Raw genomic sequence first — 24834 nt, forward strand, 5'->3', positions numbered from 1 at the left:
TAACTAATAAAAAACCAACCATGTCTTATTTAAAACCAAATAATTCATTCATAACCAATAGTTTTATGAATGATATAAAGCAAAAATTTATCGACTTTTTTATAGACGTTGCCAATGTAATGTATTATTTAAAAAGTGTGATGAAAAATATTTTTCATTCCTCATTTGAAAAAAGCGAATTCCTAAAACAATGTTATCAAATTGGAAATAAATCTGTTGGATTAATTTCTATTACAGGTATTATCATTGGATTGGTTTTAACCATTCAATCACGACCTCCTTTAGTAGAGTTTGGAGCAGTTGCTATGCTTCCTGGCATGGTTGCTATATCCATTATTAGGGAGATGGGTCCTGTTATAACCGCACTTATTTGTGCAGGAAAAATTGGTTCAAGTATGGGTGCTGAATTAGGTTCTATGCGTGTAACGGAACAAATCGATGCTATGGAAGTTTCCAATACGAATCCAATTAATTTTTTAATTGTACCTAGAGTAATTGCCGCTACAGTAATGATACCTATTTTAACCTTATATGCAGATGTTATTGGAATATTTGGAAGTTGGCTAGGTGTAAATATCAAAGACGATGTAAGTTTTACTTTATTTATGCATCAAGCGTTTGATAGTGTAGAATTTATAGATTTACTTCCAGCACTTATCAAATCTTTCTTCTTTGGTGCCGTTATTGGTTTAGTAGGATGTTATAAAGGTTTCAACGCAGGAAGAGGAACAGAAAGCGTGGGTGTAGCTGCCAATTCAGCAGTAGTAACTGCTTCCTTATTATTAATTATCGTCGACTTAATTGCCGTTCAAATAACTGATTTATTATGAAAAACGTATTAATCGACATAAAAGATGTAACCAAAAGTTTTGGAACACAAGATATTCTAAAAGGAGTGACTTTACAACTTTTTGAGAATGAAAACTTAGTGATTTTAGGAAAATCAGGAACTGGAAAATCGGTTTTAATCAAATGTATCGTTAATTTACTGCAACTCGATTCAGGATGCATTAAAGTAGAAGATTATGAAATAGCAAATAGCTCGGATGAAGATCTAATTGAAGTTAGAAAAAAGATAGGTTTCTTATTCCAAGGAGCTGCATTATATGACTCTATGACGGTAAGAGAAAATTTAACCTTTCCATTAACACGATTGGATAAAAAATTTTCAAATGAAGAAATCACTCAAAAAATTGAAAAAGTATTAGAAGATGTGAGCTTACCAGAAGCTATTGATAAAATGCCTTCCGAATTATCGGGTGGTATGAAAAAAAGAATTGGTTTAGCTCGAACGTTAATCGTAAATCCAAAAATTTTACTTTACGACGAACCTACAACAGGTCTTGATCCTATCACATCAGATGAAATTAGTCAACTCATTAATGAAACCAAAAATAAATTTAAAACTTCATCTATTATTATTACGCATGATATAAAATGTGTACAAACAGTAGCAGATCGTATTATAATGCTAAAAGATGGCGTAGTATATAAAGAAGGAACACTATCCGAATTTGAAAACGACGACGATAGCTATATACAATCATTTTTCAACTAATAAAAAACAACAAACATGGAATCACAAAATAAATCATATAAAGTAAAATTAGGCTTATTTGTAAGTTTAGGCTTAACATTTTTAATTGTAATTATCTTTTTAATTGGTAGCCAACAAAATTTATTTAGCTCAGAAATAAAGATAAAAACTAAGTTCAGAAACGCAAGTGGTTTGCAAGTAGGCAGCTCTGTTCGTTTTTCAGGAATAGATGTGGGAACGGTTGATAATGTTGAAATTATTAACGATAGCACCGTACAAGTAGATTTATCCATCAAATCAGATGTTAAAAAGTTTATCAAAAAAAACAGCAAAGCTTCTATAGGTTCTGAAGGCGTAATTGGGGATAAATTATTAACTATTTCACAAGGTTCATCTCATTCGAAAGAAATTCAAGACGGTGACACTATTGGCTCATACGAACCCGTTGAAATGGATGATATCATGGCTTCGGTAAAAGTAACAGCTGAAAACGCAGAAGTAATTACAGATGAATTAGCCATTCTATTAACTGATATTAATGATGGTGAAGGAACTTTAGGTAAATTAATGAATGATGAAAGTATGGCACAGGATTTAGAAAAAACCATGGAGAATTTAAGAAAAAGTTCAAAAGGATTGAATGAAAATATGGAAGCGGCTAAACATAATTTCCTATTAAGAGGCTATTTTAGAAAAAAAGAAAGAGAAAAAAGAAAAGCCCAAGAGGAAGCAGAAAAAGAAGCAGAAAAGAAACAAGAAGCAGCAGATAACAAATGATAAAAGACTACATTTTTGTTTAATAAAAACTATTTATTAATTAAACATTTTTCTTACTTTTACTAAAATTTAAAAACAGTACCGTGAAATTATTTTTAAAGCTTGACATCAATGTTTTAGCAAAAAAAATTTTAGAAGAAAAATTGAAAAGTTTCAATATTCGATTTGAAATTGTAAATGCTTCTGAAGTTTTGTTTTTAGAAAACATACCCACAGAAACGTATCATCAAATTACAGCCTTGTTAGAAGAGTATGGTTTTGAAATAATTGAAAATCAGAAAAACATCTTGGTTCAAAAAATTAAGGATGCCATTATTGAAATGGTATTTAATGAAGAGGCACCTAATGTAAAAAGTTCCGTTTATTTGGCTGAGAAATTAGACCATAGTTATGGCTATTTATCCAATATTTTTTCTGAAGTTACTTATACTTCTATTGAAAACTTTATCATTCTACAAAAAATTGAACTGACCAAACATTTGATTGTAAATGAAAATTTAAGTCTTACCGAAATTGCATTTAAATTGAATTATTCTAGTGTCGCACATTTAAGCACTCAATTTAAAAACACAACAGGTATTACTCCTTCTGCTTTTCAAAGGATTATTACTAAAAGAAGAGAAATTGCTACAAAAAATATAAATTAATAAACTAAAACCATGCAGAAAGATTATATCTTAATTACTTTAGCCGATGATGACGAAGATGATCGTTTATTTTTTACAGATGCTTTTGATGAATTAAAAATAAATACAGTTGTCAATACTTTTAAAAATGGTAAAGAATTATTAGATTTTCTACATCACCCAGAATCTGTTTTACCAAATATTATCTTTCTAGATTTAAATATGCCTATTCTAAATGGAATTGAATGTTTAAAAGAAATTAAAAAAAATCAAAAATTTGATAATATTGCTATTGCCATCTATTCAACCTCATCGTCTGATCAAGATGTTGAGAATACCTTTGTTTTGGGTGCCAATATTTATATTAAAAAACCTAGTGATTTTAATACTCTAAAGAAAGTGTTATCAGAAGTAGTAACCATCAATTGGCAATACCATACAAGTGGATTAAATAAAGATAATTTTCTATTACGCCTATAAAGTGAAAGCTGTATGAGAGAAAATAAATTTAAAACTTCAAAAGTTCATAAAATTATCTTTACCATCAGTTTATTTGTGGTACTTTTTGTGGGTGCTGTAACGTATAAACATATCGAAAACCTTTCGCAGTCATCAAAACTCGTAGTACATACTTATGAAGTCAATTTAGAACTCGAACAATTATTTTCTTATATCAAAGACTCTGAAAATGGAATGAGAGGCTTTTTAATTACTCGAGATGAAAATTATTTAAATCCTTATTATACCGCTAATAGTAATATAAATGAGTCTTTTGCCAAATTAAAAAAACTTACCAAAGACAACAAACAACAGCAACAAAACCTAAACGAGTTATATGAAATTATAAAAAAGCGTTTAGATTATAATGGAGAATATTCAGATCCTGATCTTAGCAGAAATATTGTAAATACTAAAGAGTTTAAGAAAAATTTTAATGAAAGTAGTCGATTACTGGTTGCTATTCGTAATAAAATCAATCAAATGACAGAAATTGAAGATACTTTTTTAATTAAAAGAAATTCAATTTATAACGAACAAATTAACTTAACTCCTATTTTAACCTTAAGCATTTTATTAGTTACCATACTTTTAATTGTGTATGCATACTATAAAACGAATAATGATTTAGAAAAATTAAAAGAGGCAAATAATACCTTAAATAAAGCTTTTTTTCTAAATTCTCAAGCTGAAATTTTATCTAGTTTTGGTACTTGGGAATGGGATTTAGTTACGCATGTTACGAAATATTCAGAAAATTTTTATCGCATTTTAGGTTACGAACCTTACTCCTTTCCTTCAACAAATGATAATTTTCTAACTTTTGTACATCCAGAAGACAAAGAAATTGTGTTAGGAATCATGGATCGAGTTGTTAGAGAAGAAAACTTACCACCTTCTACATTCAGAATTATTCGACCCGATGGAGAAATACGTTATTTTAGAGCGACTGGAAAATTATTTCTTGAAAAATTAAAACATAAAACGGTTTTAGGTGTTACGCATGACATTACAGATGAAATTAATAACAACAAGCTTTTAGAAGAAAACATTCAAAGTTTAGAAAAATTAAATAACGAACTTATCATTTTTGATGAATCGAGTCGTCAAGCGGAAATTTTAGGAAATTATGGCAGCTGGATTTTTAATTTTGAAACCAATGAATTTATCTATTCTGAAAATAAATACCGTTTAATGGGATTTGAACCTAAATCATTCCAACCTACCTTAGAAAATTTAATGGATCATATTTATGAAGATGATAGAGAGTTAGTTCAAGAAGCATTTGAAAACGCCAATACAACGGGTGAGATTCCTGCTCTCAATTATCGTGTTGTGCGTAAAGATAAAGAAATAAGACATTTCAAAACGGTAGCCAAATCCTTTACCGACTTAAGTGGTTTAGAAAGTATGATTGGAACCACTCAAGATGTAACAGAGGATTACCACAAAAATGAATTACTAGAAGAACGAAATTATGAATTGGAACAAAACATAAAAGAATTAAGTGAATTCAATCATGTTGCCAGTCATGACTTACAAGAACCTCTAAGAAAAATTCAAACTTTCATCTCTAGAATTAATGATAAAGAAAAAGAAAATCTAACCGATTTTGGAAAAGATTATCTCATTCGCATTGAAAAAGCTTCAAGTAGAATGCGTATTTTAATTAATGATTTATTACAATATTCTAGAACTAATAGAGGCGATAACGTGTTCACCCAAGTAGATCTTAATGAAGTATTGGCTAATAGTATTCTAGAGTTATCTCAAAACATTGAAGACAAAAAAGCAATCATCAAATATGATTCTTTTGATGTTATTGAAGGAGTAGAATTCCAAATGCAACAACTTTTCACCAATTTAATAAGTAATTCTTTGAAATATTCTAAAGAAGATGTCGTTCCAGAAATAGTAATTAAATATAAAAAGGTAAAAGCTAAAAACGAACCTATATTAAAAGAAGATTCTCACGAAGTATATCATAAAATTAAGTTTACTGATAATGGTATAGGGTTTGAACAAGAAAATGCTGAAAAAATCTTTTTATTATTCAATAGACTTCATGGCAAAACAGAATATCAAGGAACAGGTGTAGGTTTAGCAATTTGTAAAAAAATTGTTGAAAATCATAATGGCTATATTTTTGCAAAAGGGGTACCTGGAAAAGGCGCAACATTTACTATTTATATTCCTAAATATATTTAATGATGATAGATTTTAAGCGATTTTGGAAAGTATTGAAAAACACCTTTACGGGTTTTTTAGAGAAAAAAATCTTAAAACTAAGTTCTTCCTTAGCCTATACCACTGTTTTTTCAATTGGTCCCTTATTGCTTGTACTACTTTATTTATGTGATATTTTTTGGGGAAGAGAAGCAATTGAAGGTAGCATTTATAACCAACTCAAAAATTTTGTAGGGGAAGAAAGTGCTATCCAGGTTCAAGAAATGATTAAAAACTTAAGTATTTCAAATAGTACTAGTTTAGCAGGAATTGTAGGTATCATCATGTTAATTATTGGAGCTACTTCTGTTTTTGCCGAAATTCAAGATTCAATCAATACGATTTGGGATATTCGACCCAAAAAGAAAGCCTCTGGATTTTGGATATTTATCAAGGCACGCTTATTGTCCTTTGGAGTAATTGGTAGCATTGGTTTTATTCTACTTGTTTCATTAGGTATTTCAGCTATTTTAGATGCTATTAGTAACGAATTGACTTCTTATTTTCCCGAAGTACTTTATTATGTCATTTATGTGATTAATTCTTTAATCTCATTTTTAGTCATTTCCTTCTTATTTGGTGCCATTTTTACCATTTTACCCGATGCTGAAATCAAGTGGAGACAGGTTAAGTTTGCTTCATTTACCACTGCTATTTTATTTATTTTTGGCAAGTTTTTAATCTCTTTCTATATCGCTAATTCCAATATTAACTCTGTATATGGTTCTGCAGGTTCTTTTGTAATCGTTATGGTTTGGGTATATTACTCATCGATGATATTGTATTTTGGAGCACAATTAGCAAAATCATACGCTGTTGAATATGCGGCTCCAATACAACCTTCCGCTTTTGCAGAATTTATTACCACCACTGAAAAAAAAAGTAGTGTTCAAATCTTACACGAAAATCCAACAGACAAATAAGACTCTTCAATAAATTTTCATAATCAATACAAAAAAACGCTCTCTTATAGAGCGTTTTTTTGTGCTTTTTATGAATGATGATGCATAAAACTTAAAATTCTATAAGCTTCCCTAAAAATGATATAACACAAACCCTTTGTATGTGACGTAATTTTGTCTTGTAAGTTCTTAGAAAAGAAAATGAAATTGAATTAAGTAGTTGGCAAATGGAAATGATATAAGCAATACAAAAAATGATGTAATAAAGAATTTTCCATAATACACCAACTTTGTAATGTAATTAAAACGAATAAAATGAGAAAGACACACCCCAAGAGAACGTTAAACTTCTATTTCATTCTGTGCAGTATTACACTATTAACGGTTACTTCTTGTGTTTTTACAAACAATACAAAAGAAGAAAGTATACTAACCAATATTAGTAGTAATACTAACAATTATAAAAATGTAGAAGCAGAACTATTGGCAAAGTTTAATGAAAAGAATCTAAACTTAATTACAATAAGTAATCATGTTAAAGAAAAAGAAGTTCCTTTTAGAGTGAAATGCTTAGCAACAGAATTAATAAAGGAACAGAGTAAGATAAATAAAGTAATCAGTAAAATTACTTCTGAAAAATTAATAATCGTTCCAAACCTTAATGTAGAACAAAGCATTAATAGATTGGAAAAAGCTAAAAAAGACAATTATAACAATGTTTATTTGGAAACCGTTTCAAAAATTTTGTCGAATCAAATTCAAGATTTAACGGAATTATCAAAAACAACTAATGATGTAGACTTTAAAATTTTAGCCTTACAAACCATAGTAAAACTAAATACATCCTTAGATAAGGTAAATCAAATAAAAATTGCAGAAACATGAAAAAATGGATAATAGCATTAGTCGTATTTATTGTTTTTACACTAATCGCAAATGCCACAATAATAATTAACAATTAAATTAATAAAAACCAAATACAAACATTAAAAACAATTGACATGAAAAGAAGAAAAAAAATTGTAGCCACTTTAGCATTAGCCTTAATGACTTCACTAGGAGTTAATGCTCAATCAGAAGAGTCTAATGCAGAATTCGGAGTTAAAGGAGGGGTTAATTTCTCCAACATGTACACAGAAGATGTAGATGACAACAACGTTCTTACAAGTTTTAACGCAGGTTTCTATGCAAAATTACCTATTTCTGATGCAGTAGCTATTCAACCAGAGTTATTGTACAGTAGAAAAGGTGCTGAGTTGGTATATGACAACGCTTTTGCTGAAGGTACCGCAAAATTTAAATTAAATTACATTGAATTACCAATCTTGTTAAAATTAAACATTACAGATAGTTTCAATGTACACGCTGGTCCCTACTTTGCATACCTTGTAAATGCACAAGTTACTAATGAAACAGACAGTGGAACATTCGATTTCGAAGACAATTATGACAATGATGATTTCAACAAATTCGATTACGGTTTATCGGCTGGTGTAGGTCTAGATTTTCAATCAATAGGTATTGGAGTTCGATACAACTATGGTTTACAAACTGTTGGAAAAGATAGAGAATTTGCTGGAACAACATACACAGTACCAGATGGAAAAAATAGCAACCTAAGTTTATACTTAGCCGTTCGTTTAAATTAATAACAATTAAAATTTAATCAAGATGTCAAATTTATTATATCTCGTTGCAGTCATATTGATCATTGGCTGGGCATTAGGATTCTTTGTGTATAGCGTGGGTTCATTAATACACATATTATTAGTAATCGCTATAATAGCAATTATCGTTAGAATCATTCAAGGAAGAAGAATTTAAAAAACAATATTAAAAATCTAAAAAAAAGAAATTATGAAATCAAATAATGCAATATTAGGAGTAGTAGCTGGATTAGCAGCTGGAGCAGTTATCGGAGTATTATTAGCACCAGATAAAGGTTCAAACACGAGAAAAAAAATTGGTAAAAAAGCCAATGAGTTAAAAGATAACTTAAAAGAAGGTTTTGATAACACCGTAAGTACACTAGAAAAAAAATATGGTGAACTTCAAGAAAAATACAATTTCCTTTCTGAAAATATCGATGATAAACTTCAAGAAGGTAAATCAAAAATTAAAGAAGAATTATCAAAAATTTAAGTAAAACAAGATGGAAAAGATAGCTACAAATTTCGAAATGCTTTTAGAAAAGGCACAAGATTATACAAAGTCTAGCATTGAATTATTTAAATTGAATGCTATTGATAAAACAGCAGACATAACTGCCTCTTTAACTTTTAGATTAGCATTCGGTTTAATTGTAGCTATGTTCTCCTTGTTTATCAATATTGGAATTAGTTTATACATTGGAAAACTACTTGGAGAAACATACCTAGGTTTTCTTATTGTATCTGGATTTTATTTAGTTCTTGCTATTCTATTATTTGTTTTTAGAAAACAATTAATTAAAGTGCCAATAACAAATATGGTTATTAGAAAACTTTTGGAAACTAAAATCAGATAATTATGAAAAGGATAGACGAAAATCAACTTCTAGATGAAAAAATTAGATTACTAGAAATTAAACGAAATCAAGATTTTGAAGTTTTACGTAATCAATTTAATGATACCGTAGATAGTTTAAAACCGGTGAATATTGTGAAAGAAACAATTGCAGATTTTAAAAAATCGAAAGAAATAAAGAGTTCTTTATTGGAAACAACTTTAGGAATTGCAGGAGGTTACTTAACTCGAAAAATGATGATTGGAAAATCTGCTGGAACATTAAAGAAAATATCTGCTACAATTGTACAATATTTGGTTTCCAACTTTATTACAAACAAGGCTGAACAAATAACTTCAAAAGAAAAAGAAGACAAATTAGAGCCCAGTCCTATTCAACAGAACTAATAAATAATTATTATTTATGATATCAATGCATTTTAAACATCTATTAGTAATGTTTTTAATGTATGTTTTTCAAAATATAAATTATGTAAAGGATTACAAAAATTATATAAAAAGTAATCTAAAAAACTGGACTAATTTTACACTATAATAATAACATAAATAAAAAATAAAGATGAAAAACTTAAAAATCACATTAGGACTATTAGCTGTAGCAGTATCATTTACTGCATGTACAGATGAAAAAAAATTACAAGCTGAAAAAGATGTTGCCATGTATGCAAATTATGTAGACTCAGTAAGCAATGTTGAAATGAATGAAGCAGCAAACGATTGGGATGAAATCCAAAAAGATTACGATCGTTTAAAAATGAATGCTGAGAATTCTTTAACTGGTGTTGAAGAAGATCAAAAATTAAAAGAATCTATTGATAATGCTACTGTTAGATATGAAGAATACAAAGTAAAAGTAGTTACTGAAAAAGAAAAAGCAGACGCAGAAAATGCAAAAATGACGATGCGTAAAACGCTTTTAGGACCAACCTATGACGGTTCTGCAGATATGACTTTTGCTTGGGTTAATAAAGATAACATTTTAAGTGTTTATGACAACTTTGTAACTACAGTTGAAAATAATAAAGATTCGTATTCAAGAGAAGATTGGGACGAAATCAAATTACTGTATGAAGCGTTAGATACTAGAAAAAATACGGTTGAAAAAGAAGGCTTATCGTCTGAAGATAATAGAAAAATTGCAGCTTTAAAAATCAAATTTGCTCCAATGTATACTGTAAACAGAATTGGTGCTAAATCTGAAGAAAACGAAGAAGCTAAAAAATAATCCCTTGGGATAAAAGTAAAACAGCAAGCTTTTACTTGCTGTTTGTTTTTTTCAATAAAAAAGGTTTTAGTTATTGAGAGCCGTTTGAAAGTAAATTTCAAACGGTTTTTTTATTTATCATTATGATATAATGGAATTTTAATACCTAAATGCACATCCACCGCATTCGAATAACCAAACAAGCCATTAAAAAGAGAACCTGAACCTAAAGTAATAGGTCCTGCTCTAAATCCAAATCCAGATAAAAATCCTGAATCTTCTACAACAGAAAACGGCAAATAGATACTAAACCATCTCGTTTCATATCTTGGAGTCATACTAAATGTGTTCTTAATATAATTTGAATTAGGCTTCGTCTCTTTATTCATATTTAAATCGGTATTTAGATTCAAATAGAACTTATCATAGGCATTCCAATCTGCGTTAAAATGAAGCGCTGTAGGTAAAGAAACGTTAAACGATTTACTTTCACTAATTCTTGAATAGTAGGAATCAAAATCATCATTAATTGCATATTCAGCATCGGTATAAGAGGCATCCGCTTCATACACCACTTTTTCACCTTCTTTAAATTTGATACTTCCAATATCAGTTACAGAAACTCAGAATTTTACTAAATACTTATTATATGCTTTACTAGAATTAGCATTGGACTCATTGGTTCTTAATTCATAGGTGAAACCAATATCGGTTCCAAAACCACTTCCTCGATTGTCAATTGGATCATCAAAATTTTCTAAACTACTAACATTTCCCGTTTCTATTTCACCAGAAGTCGTAGTTGTATTCGTTAATTCTAAACCGGTATAATCATAAGCAATTGACAAATTTCTAGCTTTAATATAACCTGAATACAAACCACCAATATATTTTACCGAAACCCCTCCTTTTATAAAATGTTTTTCATTATTAAATAAAATTCTAGCATAAGACAAACCCACTTCAAACCAAGAATTTGTGGCAATACTAAAATTTTGATTTTGTATATCAATATCTTCTTCAATATCTTCTTGAATTTTTTCTAAAAATAAACCATTAATTTCTGAAGCATGTCCTATTCCTCTAGCTCTTGTAAAGAATCCGAAAGTACTATTATCATCAATATTAAATAAAAATGAGGGCCCTAAAAAATCAACATTGGTATACAAATTATTATTGTCTGTAGGCGTCTTTTTTGCATACGCTTCAAAATCAGAATTACTTAAAAGATCTCCTATTTTAACCGCATAATAGTCGCTACCTGCAAAAAAACTACCTGAAACAATATTAATATCCGATTTAAAACGTGAATCTGCAATATTGGCAGGGTTATTCATAACACTGTAAATTCCAGCATAATTATCATATTGACTTCCAAAAAAAGATTGGGATTGCAACGTATAACTCAGTAATAAAATGAGTACTAAAAAAGCTTTCTTTATCATAAAAATTGGATTTAGGGTTATAAAAAAAGGCTATAAACATCAGTTTATAGCCTTTCAAAAATACTATTTTTTTTTAAAATACTTCGGTCTCTTTTAGTTTTTCTGTATTAGCAACTAACTGAAGTTCATCAACAATTTTATGAATATCACCGTTCATGATATTACCTAAATCATATAAAGTTAAACCAATTCTATGATCGGTAACACGACCTTGTGCGTAGTTGTAAGTTCTAATTTTTGCAGAACGATCTCCACTACTCACTTGAGAAGTACGTTTTGAAGCATCCTCTGCTTCTTTTTTTGCTAATTCTAATTCGTACAAACGAGAACGTAACACTTCTAAAGCCTTATCTTTATTTTTATGTTGCGATTTTTGATCCTGACATTGTGCCACTAAACCTGTAGGAATGTGAGTTAAACGCACCGCTGATTTTGTGGTATTTACAGATTGACCTCCAGGTCCAGAAGAACAAAAGAAATCAACTCTTACATCGTTCATATCGATTTGTACATCAAACTCTTCTGCTTCTGGTAAAACCATAACAGTCGCAGCAGAAGTGTGTACTCTACCTTGCGTTTCTGTTTGAGGAACACGTTGCACACGATGTACCCCTGCTTCATATTTTAAAGTTCCATAAACGTCTTCACCAGTCACTTCAAAAATAATCTCCTTAAAACCACCAGAAGTTCCTTCATTCATATCTACTACAGAAGTTCTCCATCCTTTGGACTCGCAATATTTCGTATACATTCTATACAAATCTCCAGCAAAAATAGAAGCTTCATCTCCACCAGTACCTGCACGAATTTCCACCATCACATTTTTAGCATCTTCAGGATCTTTAGGAATTAACATGAACTTAATTTCTTCTTCTAATTGAGGCAATCTTTCTTTCGCTTCATCTAACTGCATTTTAGCCATTTCTACCATTTCTGGATCAGAACCATCCGCTAGAATTTCATTTGCTTCTTTAATATTACCATCTAATACGATATATTCGTCACGCTTCTCAACTAAAGCTTTTAAGTCTTTATATTCCTTATTTAATTGTACATAACGTTTTTGATCCGCAATAACATCAGGTTGAATAATCAAATCCGATATTTCATCAAAACGTTGTTTCACATATTGCAATCTATCTAGCATAGTATACTTTTATTTGGAGTGCAAAGTTAATAAAAAAATCATTCTCTTATTACAGTTTATAATTGACATTTTTACCATCTGAAAATGTGCTTCTTAGAAATTTTATTTGAAATAAGTCTAATTAAATTTTGTAAACTAATTTTCTCCAATTATTTTTGCGTAATTATTTTTATTAAATCTAAATAAACATGAAAAGTAAATTCTACTTTACCGCAATATTTTTGGTAACAACCCTTGCTTCTGCTCAAGACAATTCGTTTTTAGACCAAGAAACTGAAAAGGACACCGTGAAACCAAAAAAATACATTTTAGAAGAAGTTATTGTTGCTGGTTCGCACCAAAATACACCTAGTGTAAGTAAATCAAACATAAAAGAAATGGATTTGCCTCAAGCTACAAGTAGCATATCTTCTGATGTTTTACAAAAACAACAAACCAAGACTCTTACAGATATTTTAAAAAATGCAAATGGTGTCTACATCATGGGAACTAGTGGTGGCTATCAAGAGGAAATAGCTTCTAGAGGTTTTTCTTTACGTAGTGATAATACGTTTAAAAATGGAATCCGATATTATAATGGCATGATGATAGAAACATCTGGTCTTGAAAAAGTTGAATTTTTAAAAGGAAGTGCTGCTATGTTATATGGAAACGTTGCTCCTGGTGGTGTTCTGAATTTGGTTACCAAAAAACCGAAGAAAAACTTTGGTGGTGCAATTGGTTTTGCTCAAGGTAGTTTTAGTACTTACAAACCCACATTTGATGTTTATGATGGACTTGGAGCCAAAAAAAATGTTGCTTTTCGAATTAACGGAAGTTATGAAAACGCTGAAAGTTATAGAAATTATGTAACGTCTGAAAAATATTACATCAACCCTTCTTTTACTTTCCAACTATCTGAAAAAACCGAATTATTAGTAGAAGCGGATTACACCAATGATTCTAGAACTCCTGATTTTGGAGCGGGTGTTATTAATTATGAAATTGTAGCACTACCTAGAAACCGATTTTTAGGTGTTAGCTGGGGAAGGTATGATGCGGAACAACTATCGAGTACACTTACTTTAACACATAAAATCAATGAAAATTGGAGCGTAAATTTTATAAACGGAATTCGTTACTATCAAACCAACCTTTTAGCCAATGCACGTCCGAATACAGGTGGTTTAATTTCGGAAAATGGAGATTGGAATAGAAGCATACAAAAAGCAGATTCTAAAGATAATTATTTCACCCAACAGGCGAATTTAAATGGATTATTTGCACTTGGCACAACAAAACATAATGTTTTATTTGGAGCTGATGTTGAAAATTTTAAAAATTATGCCACGAGATACAACAATGCTTCATATGATACGATAAATATTTTTGAAGACTATAATCCTGATACGGAAGCAGCAATTCCAGATATTACAAAAAATAGGTTAACTACTACTCCAATCAGTCGTTTTGGAATTTATGCACAAGATTTAGTAAGTCTTACTGAAAAATGGAAAGTGTTAGCAGGTGTACGATATAGTTATCAAGATACAGAAACGAATGTAGTAACGTATAACAATAATACCTCAACAACAACAAATAATTATGATGATGCTTTTTCACCAAGAGTAGGTTTAATTTACCAACCTACTAAAAATCATACTGTTTTTGCTACGTATTCCAATTCATTTGATGTAAATACTGGTGCCGATATAAATAATGAACCGTTAAAACCTTCTATCATTGATCAATATGAAGTAGGTTTTAAAAACAAATTATTCAAAGAAATTATCCAAGCCAATATTACATTTTATCAAATTAACAATAACAACTTAGCACAAACTTCATTAGTGGATCCTAATTTTAAAGAATTAGCGGGTTCCATTCGAAGTGAAGGTGTAGAAATTGATATTATTACCAAACCTTTTAATGGTTTACAAATAATGGCTGGTTATAGCTTTAATGAAACAAAATACGTAAAAAGTAATACGTATATTGAAGGCAGTTTATTGCGATATAACCCAAAAAATACAGCTAATCTTAGTGCAAATTATAGCTTTGAAGCAGGACGCCTTAAAGGTTTAAACCTAGGTTTAATAAACACCTATTTTGGTGAAAGATATGCAGGAAGATCAACACAAGTAAGAGTTGCAAATGATACCCGACAATTAATATATTTGCAAGATTTTTTTCAAGTAGATGCTACTGTTGGTTATCAATTTAAAAAAGCAACGCTTAGAGCCAAACTAAGTAATGTTTTTAATGAATTAAGCTATAATGCTCATGATGACAACAGCTTAAATCCAATAGCTCCTAGAAATTTTTCAATTGCTTTACAATACAATCTTTAATATTTATTATAAATGAAACAAACTACTGTTAGAAACCTTCATAGAGATTTAGGCTATATTTATTTAGGTTTAATTATTTCCTTTGCTTTTTCAGGAATTCTGATGAATCATAGAGAAAATTGGCATCCTGAAAAATATACGTTAGAAGCCAAAGAAATTCATGTTGCGCTCCCTGAAAATGAAAAAGACATTACTGATGCTTATGCTGAAAATCTAGCAAAAGAATTAAAAATTGAAGATAAAATCAGAAGGCACAATGTTAGAAAAGGTAAATTTAGAATGCAATTTGAAAATACACAAGTCGAAATTGATTTAAAATCAGGAGATGGAGAAATTGTTTCTTTTATTAAAACACCTATCATTAGCCAAACCATGTTTTTACATAAAAACACTTCGAACTGGTGGATTTATTTTTCTGATATTTTTGGTATTTCTTTAATTATAATTGCTGTAACTGGTGCGATGATGATTAAACATGGAAAACATACTTTTAAAAGAAGAGGTTGGAAATTAACACTAGCTGGTCTACTCTTCCCTATCCTATTTTTGATTTTTTCATAAAAATTTCAATACAAAATCCTCAATAAAAATTTTATTGGGGATTTTTTTAAATTCTTTACACCCATCAAAATTCACAACATTTAAGCATTTATTTGTTATATTTTATATTAAATAAGTCTAAATAAACTTTGCATATTTCTTTCGACAAGTTTATTTTTGCAATATTATTTTAATTTAATCTAAATAAAATGTACAAACAAATTTTACCCGCTATTTTAATTTTTACATCCATATCGCTTTTCAGTCAAGAAACGAATGTAATCCAAAATGACACTGTTAAGAAACTAAAAGAAGTTACTGTTACAAGCAACTATAAATACAGTCGAGAAAAAAGTAACACGGTTGCCAAGATGCCTCTTAAAAACATAGAAAATCCACAAGTCTACAATTTAGTTACGAATGAATTATTGAAAGAACAAGTAGTCACGAACCTTAACGATGCTTTAAAAAATGCTACAGGTGTAACGAGACTCTGGGAATCTACTGGTAGAAATGGTGATGGTGCTGAATTTTATTCGATGCGTGGTTTTTCTGTTCAACCTTCTATGATAAATGGATTACCTGCTTTAAGTAATACCACAATTGACCCAATTAATATTGATAATATTGAAGTAATTAAAGGTCCCTCTGGAACATTATTTGGTAGTAGTGTTATCTCTTATGGTGGTTTAATAAATATTGTTACCAAAAAACCGTATTATAAATTTGGAGGTGAAATCAGTTATAATTCTGGAACTTACGGATTAAACAGAGTCACAACTGACCTTAACCTTCCTCTAAATGATAAAGCTGCAGTAAGAGTGAACGCGGCTTATGAAAATGGTGAATCCTTTCAAGATGCTGGTTTTACGAATTCTTTGTTTGTGGCACCTTCTTTGAAATATCAAATAAATGAGAAATTAACTTTCTACATCAATACCGAAATCTATAAAAATACCTCTGCAAAAGCGGCTATGATTTTCTTGAGTAGATATTCCCCATTGTCTTTTGATTCTATGGATTTATTTGAAAAAAATTATAAAAAATCATTCACTGCAAATGATTTAACCATAAACACCAATTCCTTCAACTTACAAGCACAAGCCTTCTATACATTATCTGATAAATGGACGTCTCAAACGGTGTTATCAAAAAGTACCACTAAAACGAATGGGTATTACCAATATTTATGGGATTCGGCTAATGGTGATGAATTTACGCGTTTTATTTCAAAAGCAATTGGTACCAATTACACAACAGATATTCAACAAAACTTTATAGGTGACTTCAAAATTGGTTCATTACGTAATAGATTAACCGTTGGTTTAGATTACTTTAATTCAAGATTAACGAATGGTGGTCCAGGCTGGGTAAGCTATGGAAATGTTTCTTTAGTAAATGGTACCGATTTAAATGGTGTCAATCCAACTGTTTTAACACAAGCTGGTGTAGATCAAGCATTAGCTGGTTCTTATTCTCCAAATGGTGAGGCAACTCAAGAAATTTTTAGCGCTTATTTTTCAGATGTACTAAATATTACGGATAAATTAGCTGTAATGACAAGCTTACGTTTGGACAATTTTAGTGGAAAACCTTCAGAATATGATACGGAAGAAATTGACAATCAAACATTTTTGTCTCCAAAATTAGGTATAGTGTATCAAATCATAGAAAATAAGGTTTCTATTTTTGGAAATTATATGAATGGATTTAAAAACATTTCACCACAGACAATTGCTAATGTGGACGGTAGCGACCAAAGAATAGCTTCTTATGATCCAGAACATGCCAATCAGTTGGAATTTGGTCTAAAAACCAATTTATTCAAAGACATTTTAACGGCTTCCATAAGTTATTATGATATTTCTGTTCAAAACATATTAATGGCAGATCCTAATAATCCAAATAGTTTTACACAAGGTGGAACAGTAGAAAGTAAAGGTATTGAACTGAGTTTAATTGTAAACCCAACAAAGGGGTTAAATATTATTACAGGTATTAGTAATAACAAAAGTGAAGTGACTGAAGAAACACCTGGAGTAGGCTACTTAGGTTTACGACCAGAACAAGCAGGTCCAGAAACCTTACTTAATTTATGGGCAAATTATACCTTTACAGAAGGTTCGCTAAAAGGTTTTGGAATTGGCTTTGGAGGAAATTATGCAAGCGTTTATAAAACCTTAAATAGAGCCAATATCGGTACTTTCGAGATTCCTTCTTATACGGTTTTAAATACGGCTTTATCCTATAATACATCCAATTTCAACTTTGCCTTAAAAATCAACAATCTATTGAATGAAAAATATTATGCAGGTTGGTCCACAGTTACACCACAACAGTTACGAAATGTTGTGGCTGGTTTAACCTATAAATTTTAATACTTCATTTCTAAGACGTTTCAATGCGTTGAAACGTCTTAGTTTTTAATAAAAGAATCATGAATTTTAAAAAAAGTATTCGAAAAATACATCTTTGGTTAGGATTAGCTTCTGGTATTATTGTATTTATTGTTGCAATAACAGGTTGTCTCTATGCATTTCAAGAAGAAATATTAAATCTAACCGAAACATATAAAAATGTTGAAAAACAAGAACACGATTTTTTACTACCGAGCCAATTAAAAAGTATAGGACAACAACAATTACCTCACAAACACATTCATGCAATTCAGTATAGAGGAAAAGAACAAGCCGCTGAAGTAATCTTTTATAATGCAGAACCATTATACTATGACATTTGTTACATTAACCCATACACAGGGGAAGTACTTCAAACCGTAAATGAACTTTCGGGTTTTTTCAGATTTATATTAGATGGTCATTTTTATCTTTGGCTACCTGAAAAAATAGGGCAAACTGTTATTGCTTCTGCCACATTAATTTTTGTACTACTCATTATATCTGGTTTCATTCTTTGGTTTCCCAAAAATAAAAAAGCGGCTAAACAACGTTTTTGGTTTCAATGGAAAAATACTACGAAATGGAAGCGTAAAAATTATGATGTACATAATATTACTGGTTTTTATGTTTTATCCATTGCACTCATCTTTGCAGTTACGGGTTTAGTTTGGGGTTTTCCTTGGTTTGCTTATTCGTATTACACGGTAATTGGTGGTAAAAAATCATTAGTGTATGAAGAACCTGCATTTACTAAAACAGATTCTCCTTTGATTGTAGACAATCCATTGGACAAAGTATGGATTAAAATGCAAGAAGAATATCCAAATGCATCCGCTATAGAAGTACATCCACCTGAAAAAGCAGATGGGATAATTGCAGCTAATGCGAATTTAGGAAAAGGTACTTATTGGCAAACCGATTATCGTTATTTTGATTTTTATACTTTAGAAGAAAAAGAGGTGGCACACATTTACGGAAAACTTGAACATGCAACTGTTTCAGATAAAATTATGCGAATGAATTATGATATTCATACAGGTGCAATTTTGGGTTTACCTGGAAAAATATTTGCATTCCTAATTAGCTTACTCATTGCCAGTTTGCCTATAACAGGTTTTCTAATTTGGTGGGGAAAGAGAAAGAAATAAATTCTGAATTTTCTTATAAGGAAAATACTTTTATAAAAATATCTGTAAAGAGTTAATTCAATATTGTATATCTTTGAGTAACTTATAATTTATTGGATTTGTGGTATAAAAGAATCATATTGTTTTTTATCTGTAGTGTTTGTATATATATAACTGCACAAGAAAAAAAAACAATCGATTCTACTTATATCAAATCGTTTCCAGATAAAGTTTCGGTGCGCATCAATATCGATACGCAAGAAGATTTGTTTTCTATATATAATGCTGATGATAACAGCCAACTTACCTTACAATCCAACAATAGTTTTAGACTTTTTGTTTCCTTAGATTATAAATTTATTGGAGGTAGTGTGGGTTTTGCACCCAAATTCTTTTCAGACAATAATGATACGTATTTAAAAGGTAAATCTTCTTATACCAATTATAAATTTCGATTTTTCTTAGGCAAATGGGTGCAAGGTTTTGAGTTTTCCAAAGTTAGAGGATTCTATGTAGAAAATTCGCAAGATTATATCGCAAATTGGACCGAAAATAAAGATCCTTACATCCAATTTCCGGATTTAAAATATTTAACTATTGGTGCAAATACGAGTTATGTTTTCAATCCGAAGTTTTCTTTTCGAAATGTTCTCTTTCAATCGGAATGGCAACAAAAAAGTGCCGGAAGTTTTGTACCCACTTTATACTATGATTATAATAGAACTTCCTTACCACTTGAAACTATAAAAATAGCGGAAGATTTTTTTAATGTTCGATTGGCTTTGGGTTATTACTATACTTTGGTAGTGAAAAAAAAAGGATTTGTTTCTGCTTATTTGGCTCCAGCCTATGGCATTCGCTTTTCAAAAAATACAAATACTACTCAAAATGAAACTTCTAGATCTAATGACACCTATACTACACAATATTTAGATGGTGGCATACAATTAGGCTACAGTTCGGATCATTTTATTTTTGGAAGCCAACTGAATTTTTCAGCTAATGCATACAAAGAAGAAGGTTCAAAAACCATTAGTCAGGGCAAGAGCTATTTGCTTTTTTATGTAGGATATCGATTTAATCCTCCTAAAGCAGTTGCGCGCTTGGTTGATAAAATAAGTCTAAAAAAGAAAAGCGACCTATAAATTTTTTAAATTATATAACATTTTAAGAAAAAACTATAACACTGTCAGGCTATTTTACAAGTACTTTTATAGTATGAAAGACCCAAAAAAAATAGCATTTTATAAAAGAAAGCGATATATCTTTATTGCTATACTAGTGTTAGGTCTTCTAATATTTAGAATCTACTTGCCCACATTGGTAAAAAACCAAATCAACAAAACATTGGCTACAATTCCGGGTTATTATGGTTATGTAGATGATGTTGATATTGCTCTAATTAGAGGAGCCTATGTTATTAAAGGGTTGTATTTGAATAAATTAAATGCAAAAACTGAAATCCCTTTTTTAAAGTTTCCAAAAAGTGACATTTCTATTGAATGGAAATCGCTTTTCAAAGGTAAAATTGTAAGTGAAGTTATCTTATACAATCCTGATGCTATTTATGTATTTGAAGATCAAAATTCAAAAGGTAAAGAGCCCGATGTAGACGATTGGACCAAAGCATTAACTGATATTATTCCTATAGACATTAACCATTTTGAAATTCATAGCGGAAAAGTTGCTTTTGTACAAATACAAGCCAATCCAGATATCGATTTACATATTGAAAAAATTGAAATGTACGCAGATAATCTTAGAAATGTAGTAGCGAAATCTCGTACCTTACCTTCTCCCTTTCATGCCACTGGTGTATCTGTTGGCAATGGAAAAATGACATTGGATGGCAATATTAATTTAATTAAGGAAATTCCCGATATGGATCTTACTTTTTCACTTCAATCGGCCCAAGCAACTGCATTAAACGATTTGTCTAAACATTATGCTGGTATTGATTTTGAAAAAGGTACTTTTGAATTGTATAGCGAAGTGGCTATTGCTGATGGTTATTTAAAAGGATATATCAAACCTCTTTTAAAAGATTCAAAATTAATTGGAAAAGAAGATGGATTTTTTGAAAAAGTATGGGAAGGTTTTGTTGGTTTCTTTAAATTTGTCCTCAAAAATCAACGTACCAATACCTTAGCTACTAAAGTTCCTATTGAAGGTGATTTAAAAAATGTAAAAGCAGGAGTTTGGCCAACGGTTATTCATATTTTTCAAAATGCTTGGATTGAAGCTTTTAAAAGACAAGTGGATAATGATGTCGAATTTAGAGATGCTTTTCAAGAAGCGCAAAAGGAATCTAAAAAAGAAAAAAAATAATGCAGAAAATCATTTTTAGCTTTTTTAAAATTGCAATCATACTCTATGTACTGCTTTGTAGTGTTTTGTATTTTTTTCAAGAAAAAATAATTTTTTTACCCACAAAACTAAATCCTAATTTTCAATTTAAATTCAATCCATCTTTTGAAGAACGAAACTTTATTACTAGTGATGGAAAAAAATTAAATGGTTTGCTTTTTAAAGCTGAAAATTCAAAAGGGCTAATCTTTTATTTGCATGGTAACGCAGGTAATTTGAGTTCGTGGGGTTTTGCTGCTGAAACCTATACACGTTTACATTATGATGTTTTTATTTTAGATTATAGAGGTTATGGTAAAAGCGAAGGTAAAATTAAAAACCAACAACAACTTTTTGATGACGTTACTTTGGTCTATAATACCTTAAAAAAAGAATATGTTGAAAATAGCATTATAATTACCGGTTATTCCATTGGTTCTGGAATTGCTTCCTATTTAGCTGGAACAAACCATCCAAATATGCTGATTTTACAAGCTCCCTATTATAATTTATCGGATATGATGCGTCAAAAGATGCCTTTTATACCCACTTTTATTTTAAAATATAAATTAGAAAACAATCTGTACTTACAAAATTGTAATTGTCCAGTGTATTTATTTCATGGAAAAGAAGATACCATTATACCATTTCAATCCTCGCAAAAACTACAAAAGGAATGCAAATGTGTTTCCCAACTCATTTTACTAGATAATTTAGGTCACAATGGTATGAATGAAAATAGTATGTATCAATCTGAAATTGAAAAAATACTACAATGACAGAAGAATATCAAAAAAGAATCAATGCAGTTTTTGAATTTATTGATACTAATTTGGATAATGAATTGTCATTAGAAATTGTAGCACAAATTGCTTGTTATTCTCCTTTTCATTTTCATCGTATTTTTAAAATGATTACCAATGAAACCCTGAACCAATATATCATTCGCAAAAAAATAGAAAAAGCAGCATCTTTATTACTACACAAAAAGGAACTTACCATTACTAGTATTGTGCATCAATTAGGGTTTACAAGCAATGCTGTTTTTACGAGAACCTTTAAAAACTATTACCATCAAAGTCCTTCTAATTTTAAAAAAACACATCTCCATAAATTTAGCAAGATAAGTCAAATAGATAGCAAGAATAGTCAACAAATGGAAAGTTATGAAACCTACATTTGTAACCTAATGAATCTTAAAAATTTTACGACTATGCATGCAAAAATTGAAATTAAAGAATTGGCTACCCAACCTTATGCTTATGTTACTCATATAGGTGTGGAAGGTTTAGAAAAAGCCTTTCAAAAAATAATTCAATGGTGTACTCCAAAACAAATTTTAGAAAACAACCGTTCCAAAATTATTCGAGTTTTTCACGATAGTTTTAAAATTACAAATCCAGATAAAGTACGCATGAGTATTGGGGTTACTTTGACAGAGACTATTGCCGTTAATGGAGATATTAATATAGGACACTTACAAAAAGGAAAGTATATTGTAGGTCGTTATGAATTGTTAATTGAAGATTTAGAAAAAGCTTGGACTGGTTTATTTATATGGATGAATGAAAATGGCTATAAAAAAGCAGATTACAATCCGTTTGAAGTGTATCATAATGATTTCAATAAGCATCCTGAAAAAAAAGCAATTCTCGATTTGTATATTCCTGTTGAATACTACTTTAATTAAATTTGCACTCCATTTTTTTATATATTTGAGAGAATAAACAAATTAACTTTCAATACATTATGATAAAAAAATTACATGTACTCTTTTTTAGTTTACTTTTTACTTTCGTCTTTTCGCAATCTTATACTCCTATTTTAAATAATTCAAAGTGGAATCTTACCGTGGCCAATTTTGGTGGCTCATATAATTTCGTAATCAATGAAGGAGTTGATGTTGTTGTGGGAGCTTACACCTATAAAAAATTTGTGGATCCATTTTTTAATAATGAGGTCTATATTCGGGAAGATGTAGCATCCAAAAGAGTGTATCGACTCGTAAATTCAGTGGATCAATTATTATATGATTTTAGCCTACAAGTCTCTGATATGATAACACTTTCAAATGGTAATACCTACACTGTAACTTCAATTACTGACGTTACTGTAAATGGTGGTACCAGAAAAAAATACAATTTATATAATTTTGCTGGTGGAGAAACTTGGATTGAAGGTGTAGGTAGTAATCGTCATCCTTTATTTCCTTCTTATGAATTACCAAGTGATCCTTATGTTTATATGACTTGTAGTTCGCAAAATGGTCAAGATGTATACAATCATGGACTTGCAAATGATGCTACTCCTACAGATTGTTCAATGTTAAGTACAGATGATTATCATTTGAATGATAAAAATATAGTTTTTTATCCTAATCCATTTCAACAAGAACTAACAATTACATCCGAAACACGTCTTGAAAATGCAAAATTGAGGATGTTTAACTCATTAGGACAACTTGTTAGGTTAATTGAAAACATAAATGGTAATTCATTCACAATTTACAGAGATAATTTAAATGATGGAATCTATTTATTTGAACTACTAGAAAATTCAAAAGTGGTTAAAAAAAGTAAAATAATCATTAAAAATTGATTTCTTATTCCTTTTTCTTTTTAACAGATTTTGGTTATTCCTATATTTTTAATAAATTTAAGGTACTAAATTAGCTGTCATGGAAACTACAAAACGATTTGATACTGCTGTAAAAAAACTATATCAAGCTTTTCATAGTAATACCTTGCATCCCGAATCGTGTACTCAATGTGCTGTAGGTAATATTTTGAATAATACCGACTCTTGGAAACATTTATCTGACAATCATGGTTCCCTGCAACTCAACTATGTGGGTTTAGTAAATCAACGATTAGGGAAGCGTTTTAATGGGTACACACCGCTTGAATTATTACAAATTGAAAGGGCATTTTTAACCCATTGTGGTTATCAATTACCCTTACAATTAAATCGTAAAAAAACAAAAACACCTTCTAAAGACATTTTATTTAAAGGTTTAGAAGCTGTTGTTGCCCAACTTTGTGCATTGGATCATATTCCAAATGTAATGGATTGTTCTCAATTATTTGAATACCAAAATTCGAAAGCAACAGCAATCACATTCGTATAAATCATACCAACTATTACTAAAGAATCTAAAACACCAATTAGTACTGCTTTGGTGTTTTTTTATATTTACTTTATCAACAAACAAACAAACAAACAAAC

25 protein-coding genes and 1 pseudogene are annotated in these 24834 nt (G+C 30.0%); 24 read left to right on the forward strand and 2 right to left on the reverse strand.

Annotated elements, in window-relative coordinates:
• Window positions 1-20: 20 nt before the first annotated feature.
• From FHG05_RS04885 to FHG05_RS04950, 14 genes are all read left to right on the forward strand, one after another.
• Complete coding sequence (locus FHG05_RS04885) at window positions 21-830, forward strand: MlaE family ABC transporter permease (RefSeq protein ID WP_262710442.1); 810 nt, start codon at window positions 21-23, stop codon at window positions 828-830.
• Window positions 827-1558, forward strand: coding sequence for an ABC transporter ATP-binding protein (locus tag FHG05_RS04890; protein WP_140996887.1), 732 nt, complete (start codon window positions 827-829; stop codon window positions 1556-1558). The genes FHG05_RS04885 and FHG05_RS04890 overlap by 4 nt, the downstream gene beginning before the upstream one ends.
• A gap of 15 nt (window positions 1559-1573) precedes the next feature.
• Window positions 1574-2314 carry an MlaD family protein gene (locus FHG05_RS04895; RefSeq protein WP_140996888.1) on the forward strand — a complete coding sequence of 247 codons (741 nt, stop codon included), beginning with the start codon at window positions 1574-1576 and terminating at the stop codon, window positions 2312-2314.
• 83 nt (window positions 2315-2397) lie between these two features.
• Window positions 2398-2961, forward strand: coding sequence for a helix-turn-helix domain-containing protein (locus FHG05_RS04900; protein ID WP_140996889.1), 564 nt, complete (start codon window positions 2398-2400; stop codon window positions 2959-2961).
• 12 nt (window positions 2962-2973) lie between these two features.
• Window positions 2974-3420 carry a response regulator gene (locus FHG05_RS04905; protein WP_140996890.1) on the forward strand — a complete coding sequence of 149 codons (447 nt, stop codon included), beginning with the start codon at window positions 2974-2976 and terminating at the stop codon, window positions 3418-3420.
• A gap of 12 nt (window positions 3421-3432) precedes the next feature.
• Complete coding sequence (locus FHG05_RS04910) at window positions 3433-5646, forward strand: PAS domain-containing protein (RefSeq protein WP_140996891.1); 2214 nt, start codon at window positions 3433-3435, stop codon at window positions 5644-5646.
• The gene (locus FHG05_RS04915; RefSeq protein WP_140996892.1) at window positions 5646-6587 is read left to right on the forward strand and encodes a YihY/virulence factor BrkB family protein; all 942 of its coding nucleotides are present in this window, start codon (window positions 5646-5648) and stop codon (window positions 6585-6587) included. The genes FHG05_RS04910 and FHG05_RS04915 overlap by 1 nt, the downstream gene beginning before the upstream one ends.
• A gap of 294 nt (window positions 6588-6881) precedes the next feature.
• Entirely contained in the window at window positions 6882-7451 is a 570-nt protein-coding gene (locus FHG05_RS04920; protein WP_140996893.1) for a DUF4142 domain-containing protein, read from the forward strand.
• Window positions 7452-7567: 116 nt separating this feature from the next.
• Window positions 7568-8215: a porin family protein gene (locus tag FHG05_RS04925; RefSeq protein WP_140996894.1), complete on the forward strand. Its 648-nt coding sequence runs from the start codon at window positions 7568-7570 to the stop codon at window positions 8213-8215.
• 22 nt (window positions 8216-8237) lie between these two features.
• Complete coding sequence (locus FHG05_RS04930) at window positions 8238-8390, forward strand: lmo0937 family membrane protein (RefSeq protein WP_140996895.1); 153 nt, start codon at window positions 8238-8240, stop codon at window positions 8388-8390.
• Between the two features lie 33 nt (window positions 8391-8423).
• Window positions 8424-8708, forward strand: a complete 285-nt coding sequence (locus FHG05_RS04935) for a YtxH domain-containing protein (protein ID WP_140996896.1) — start codon at window positions 8424-8426, stop codon at window positions 8706-8708.
• A 10-nt stretch (window positions 8709-8718) separates the two neighbouring features.
• Complete coding sequence (locus tag FHG05_RS04940; protein WP_140996897.1) at window positions 8719-9072, forward strand: hypothetical protein; 354 nt, start codon at window positions 8719-8721, stop codon at window positions 9070-9072.
• Between the two features lie 2 nt (window positions 9073-9074).
• A complete protein-coding gene (locus tag FHG05_RS04945; RefSeq protein ID WP_140996898.1) occupies window positions 9075-9458 on the forward strand; it encodes a hypothetical protein in 384 nt (127 codons plus the stop codon).
• A gap of 172 nt (window positions 9459-9630) precedes the next feature.
• Window positions 9631-10296: a DUF6565 domain-containing protein gene (locus tag FHG05_RS04950; protein WP_140996899.1), complete on the forward strand. Its 666-nt coding sequence runs from the start codon at window positions 9631-9633 to the stop codon at window positions 10294-10296.
• 110 nt (window positions 10297-10406) lie between these two features.
• Here FHG05_RS04950 and FHG05_RS18590 read toward each other — a convergent pair.
• Together FHG05_RS18590 and prfA are read right to left on the reverse strand one after the other, a co-directional pair.
• Window positions 10407-11720 (reverse strand): annotated as a pseudogene (locus FHG05_RS18590) (DUF5723 family protein).
• 73 nt (window positions 11721-11793) lie between these two features.
• A complete protein-coding gene (prfA, locus tag FHG05_RS04965; protein ID WP_140996902.1) occupies window positions 11794-12867 on the reverse strand; it encodes a peptide chain release factor 1 in 1074 nt (357 codons plus the stop codon).
• A gap of 188 nt (window positions 12868-13055) precedes the next feature.
• On the opposite strand from prfA, the gene FHG05_RS04970 reads away from it, so the two are divergent.
• The 10 genes from FHG05_RS04970 (at window position 13056) to FHG05_RS05015 (ending at window position 24736) form a co-directional block, all read left to right on the forward strand.
• Entirely contained in the window at window positions 13056-15197 is a 2142-nt protein-coding gene (locus tag FHG05_RS04970) for a TonB-dependent siderophore receptor (RefSeq protein WP_140996903.1), read from the forward strand.
• Window positions 15198-15209: 12 nt separating this feature from the next.
• On the forward strand, window positions 15210-15758 hold the full coding sequence (locus FHG05_RS04975) for a PepSY-associated TM helix domain-containing protein (protein WP_140996904.1): 549 nt from the start codon (window positions 15210-15212) through the stop codon (window positions 15756-15758).
• 188 nt (window positions 15759-15946) lie between these two features.
• Window positions 15947-18115, forward strand: a complete 2169-nt coding sequence (locus FHG05_RS04980; RefSeq protein ID WP_140996905.1) for a TonB-dependent siderophore receptor — start codon at window positions 15947-15949, stop codon at window positions 18113-18115.
• A gap of 59 nt (window positions 18116-18174) precedes the next feature.
• A complete protein-coding gene (locus FHG05_RS04985; protein ID WP_140996906.1) occupies window positions 18175-19284 on the forward strand; it encodes a PepSY-associated TM helix domain-containing protein in 1110 nt (369 codons plus the stop codon).
• Window positions 19285-19403: 119 nt separating this feature from the next.
• Complete coding sequence (locus FHG05_RS04990; protein WP_181369144.1) at window positions 19404-20408, forward strand: DUF4421 family protein; 1005 nt, start codon at window positions 19404-19406, stop codon at window positions 20406-20408.
• A 73-nt stretch (window positions 20409-20481) separates the two neighbouring features.
• Window positions 20482-21591, forward strand: coding sequence for an AsmA family protein (locus FHG05_RS04995; protein ID WP_140996908.1), 1110 nt, complete (start codon window positions 20482-20484; stop codon window positions 21589-21591).
• Window positions 21591-22388: an alpha/beta hydrolase gene (locus tag FHG05_RS05000; protein ID WP_140996909.1), complete on the forward strand. Its 798-nt coding sequence runs from the start codon at window positions 21591-21593 to the stop codon at window positions 22386-22388. The genes FHG05_RS04995 and FHG05_RS05000 overlap by 1 nt, the downstream gene beginning before the upstream one ends.
• Window positions 22385-23299, forward strand: coding sequence for an AraC family transcriptional regulator (locus FHG05_RS05005; protein ID WP_140996910.1), 915 nt, complete (start codon window positions 22385-22387; stop codon window positions 23297-23299). Before FHG05_RS05000 ends, FHG05_RS05005 begins: the two co-directional genes overlap by 4 nt.
• 59 nt (window positions 23300-23358) lie before the next feature.
• Window positions 23359-24207 carry a T9SS type A sorting domain-containing protein gene (locus FHG05_RS05010; RefSeq protein WP_140996911.1) on the forward strand — a complete coding sequence of 283 codons (849 nt, stop codon included), beginning with the start codon at window positions 23359-23361 and terminating at the stop codon, window positions 24205-24207.
• 79 nt (window positions 24208-24286) lie between these two features.
• Entirely contained in the window at window positions 24287-24736 is a 450-nt protein-coding gene (locus FHG05_RS05015; RefSeq protein ID WP_140996912.1) for a Na(+)-translocating NADH-quinone reductase subunit F, read from the forward strand.
• Window positions 24737-24834 lie beyond the last annotated feature (98 nt).

It is taken from the genome of Flavobacterium profundi, assembly GCF_006491645.1.
Classification (GTDB): domain Bacteria; phylum Bacteroidota; class Bacteroidia; order Flavobacteriales; family Flavobacteriaceae; genus Flavobacterium; species Flavobacterium profundi.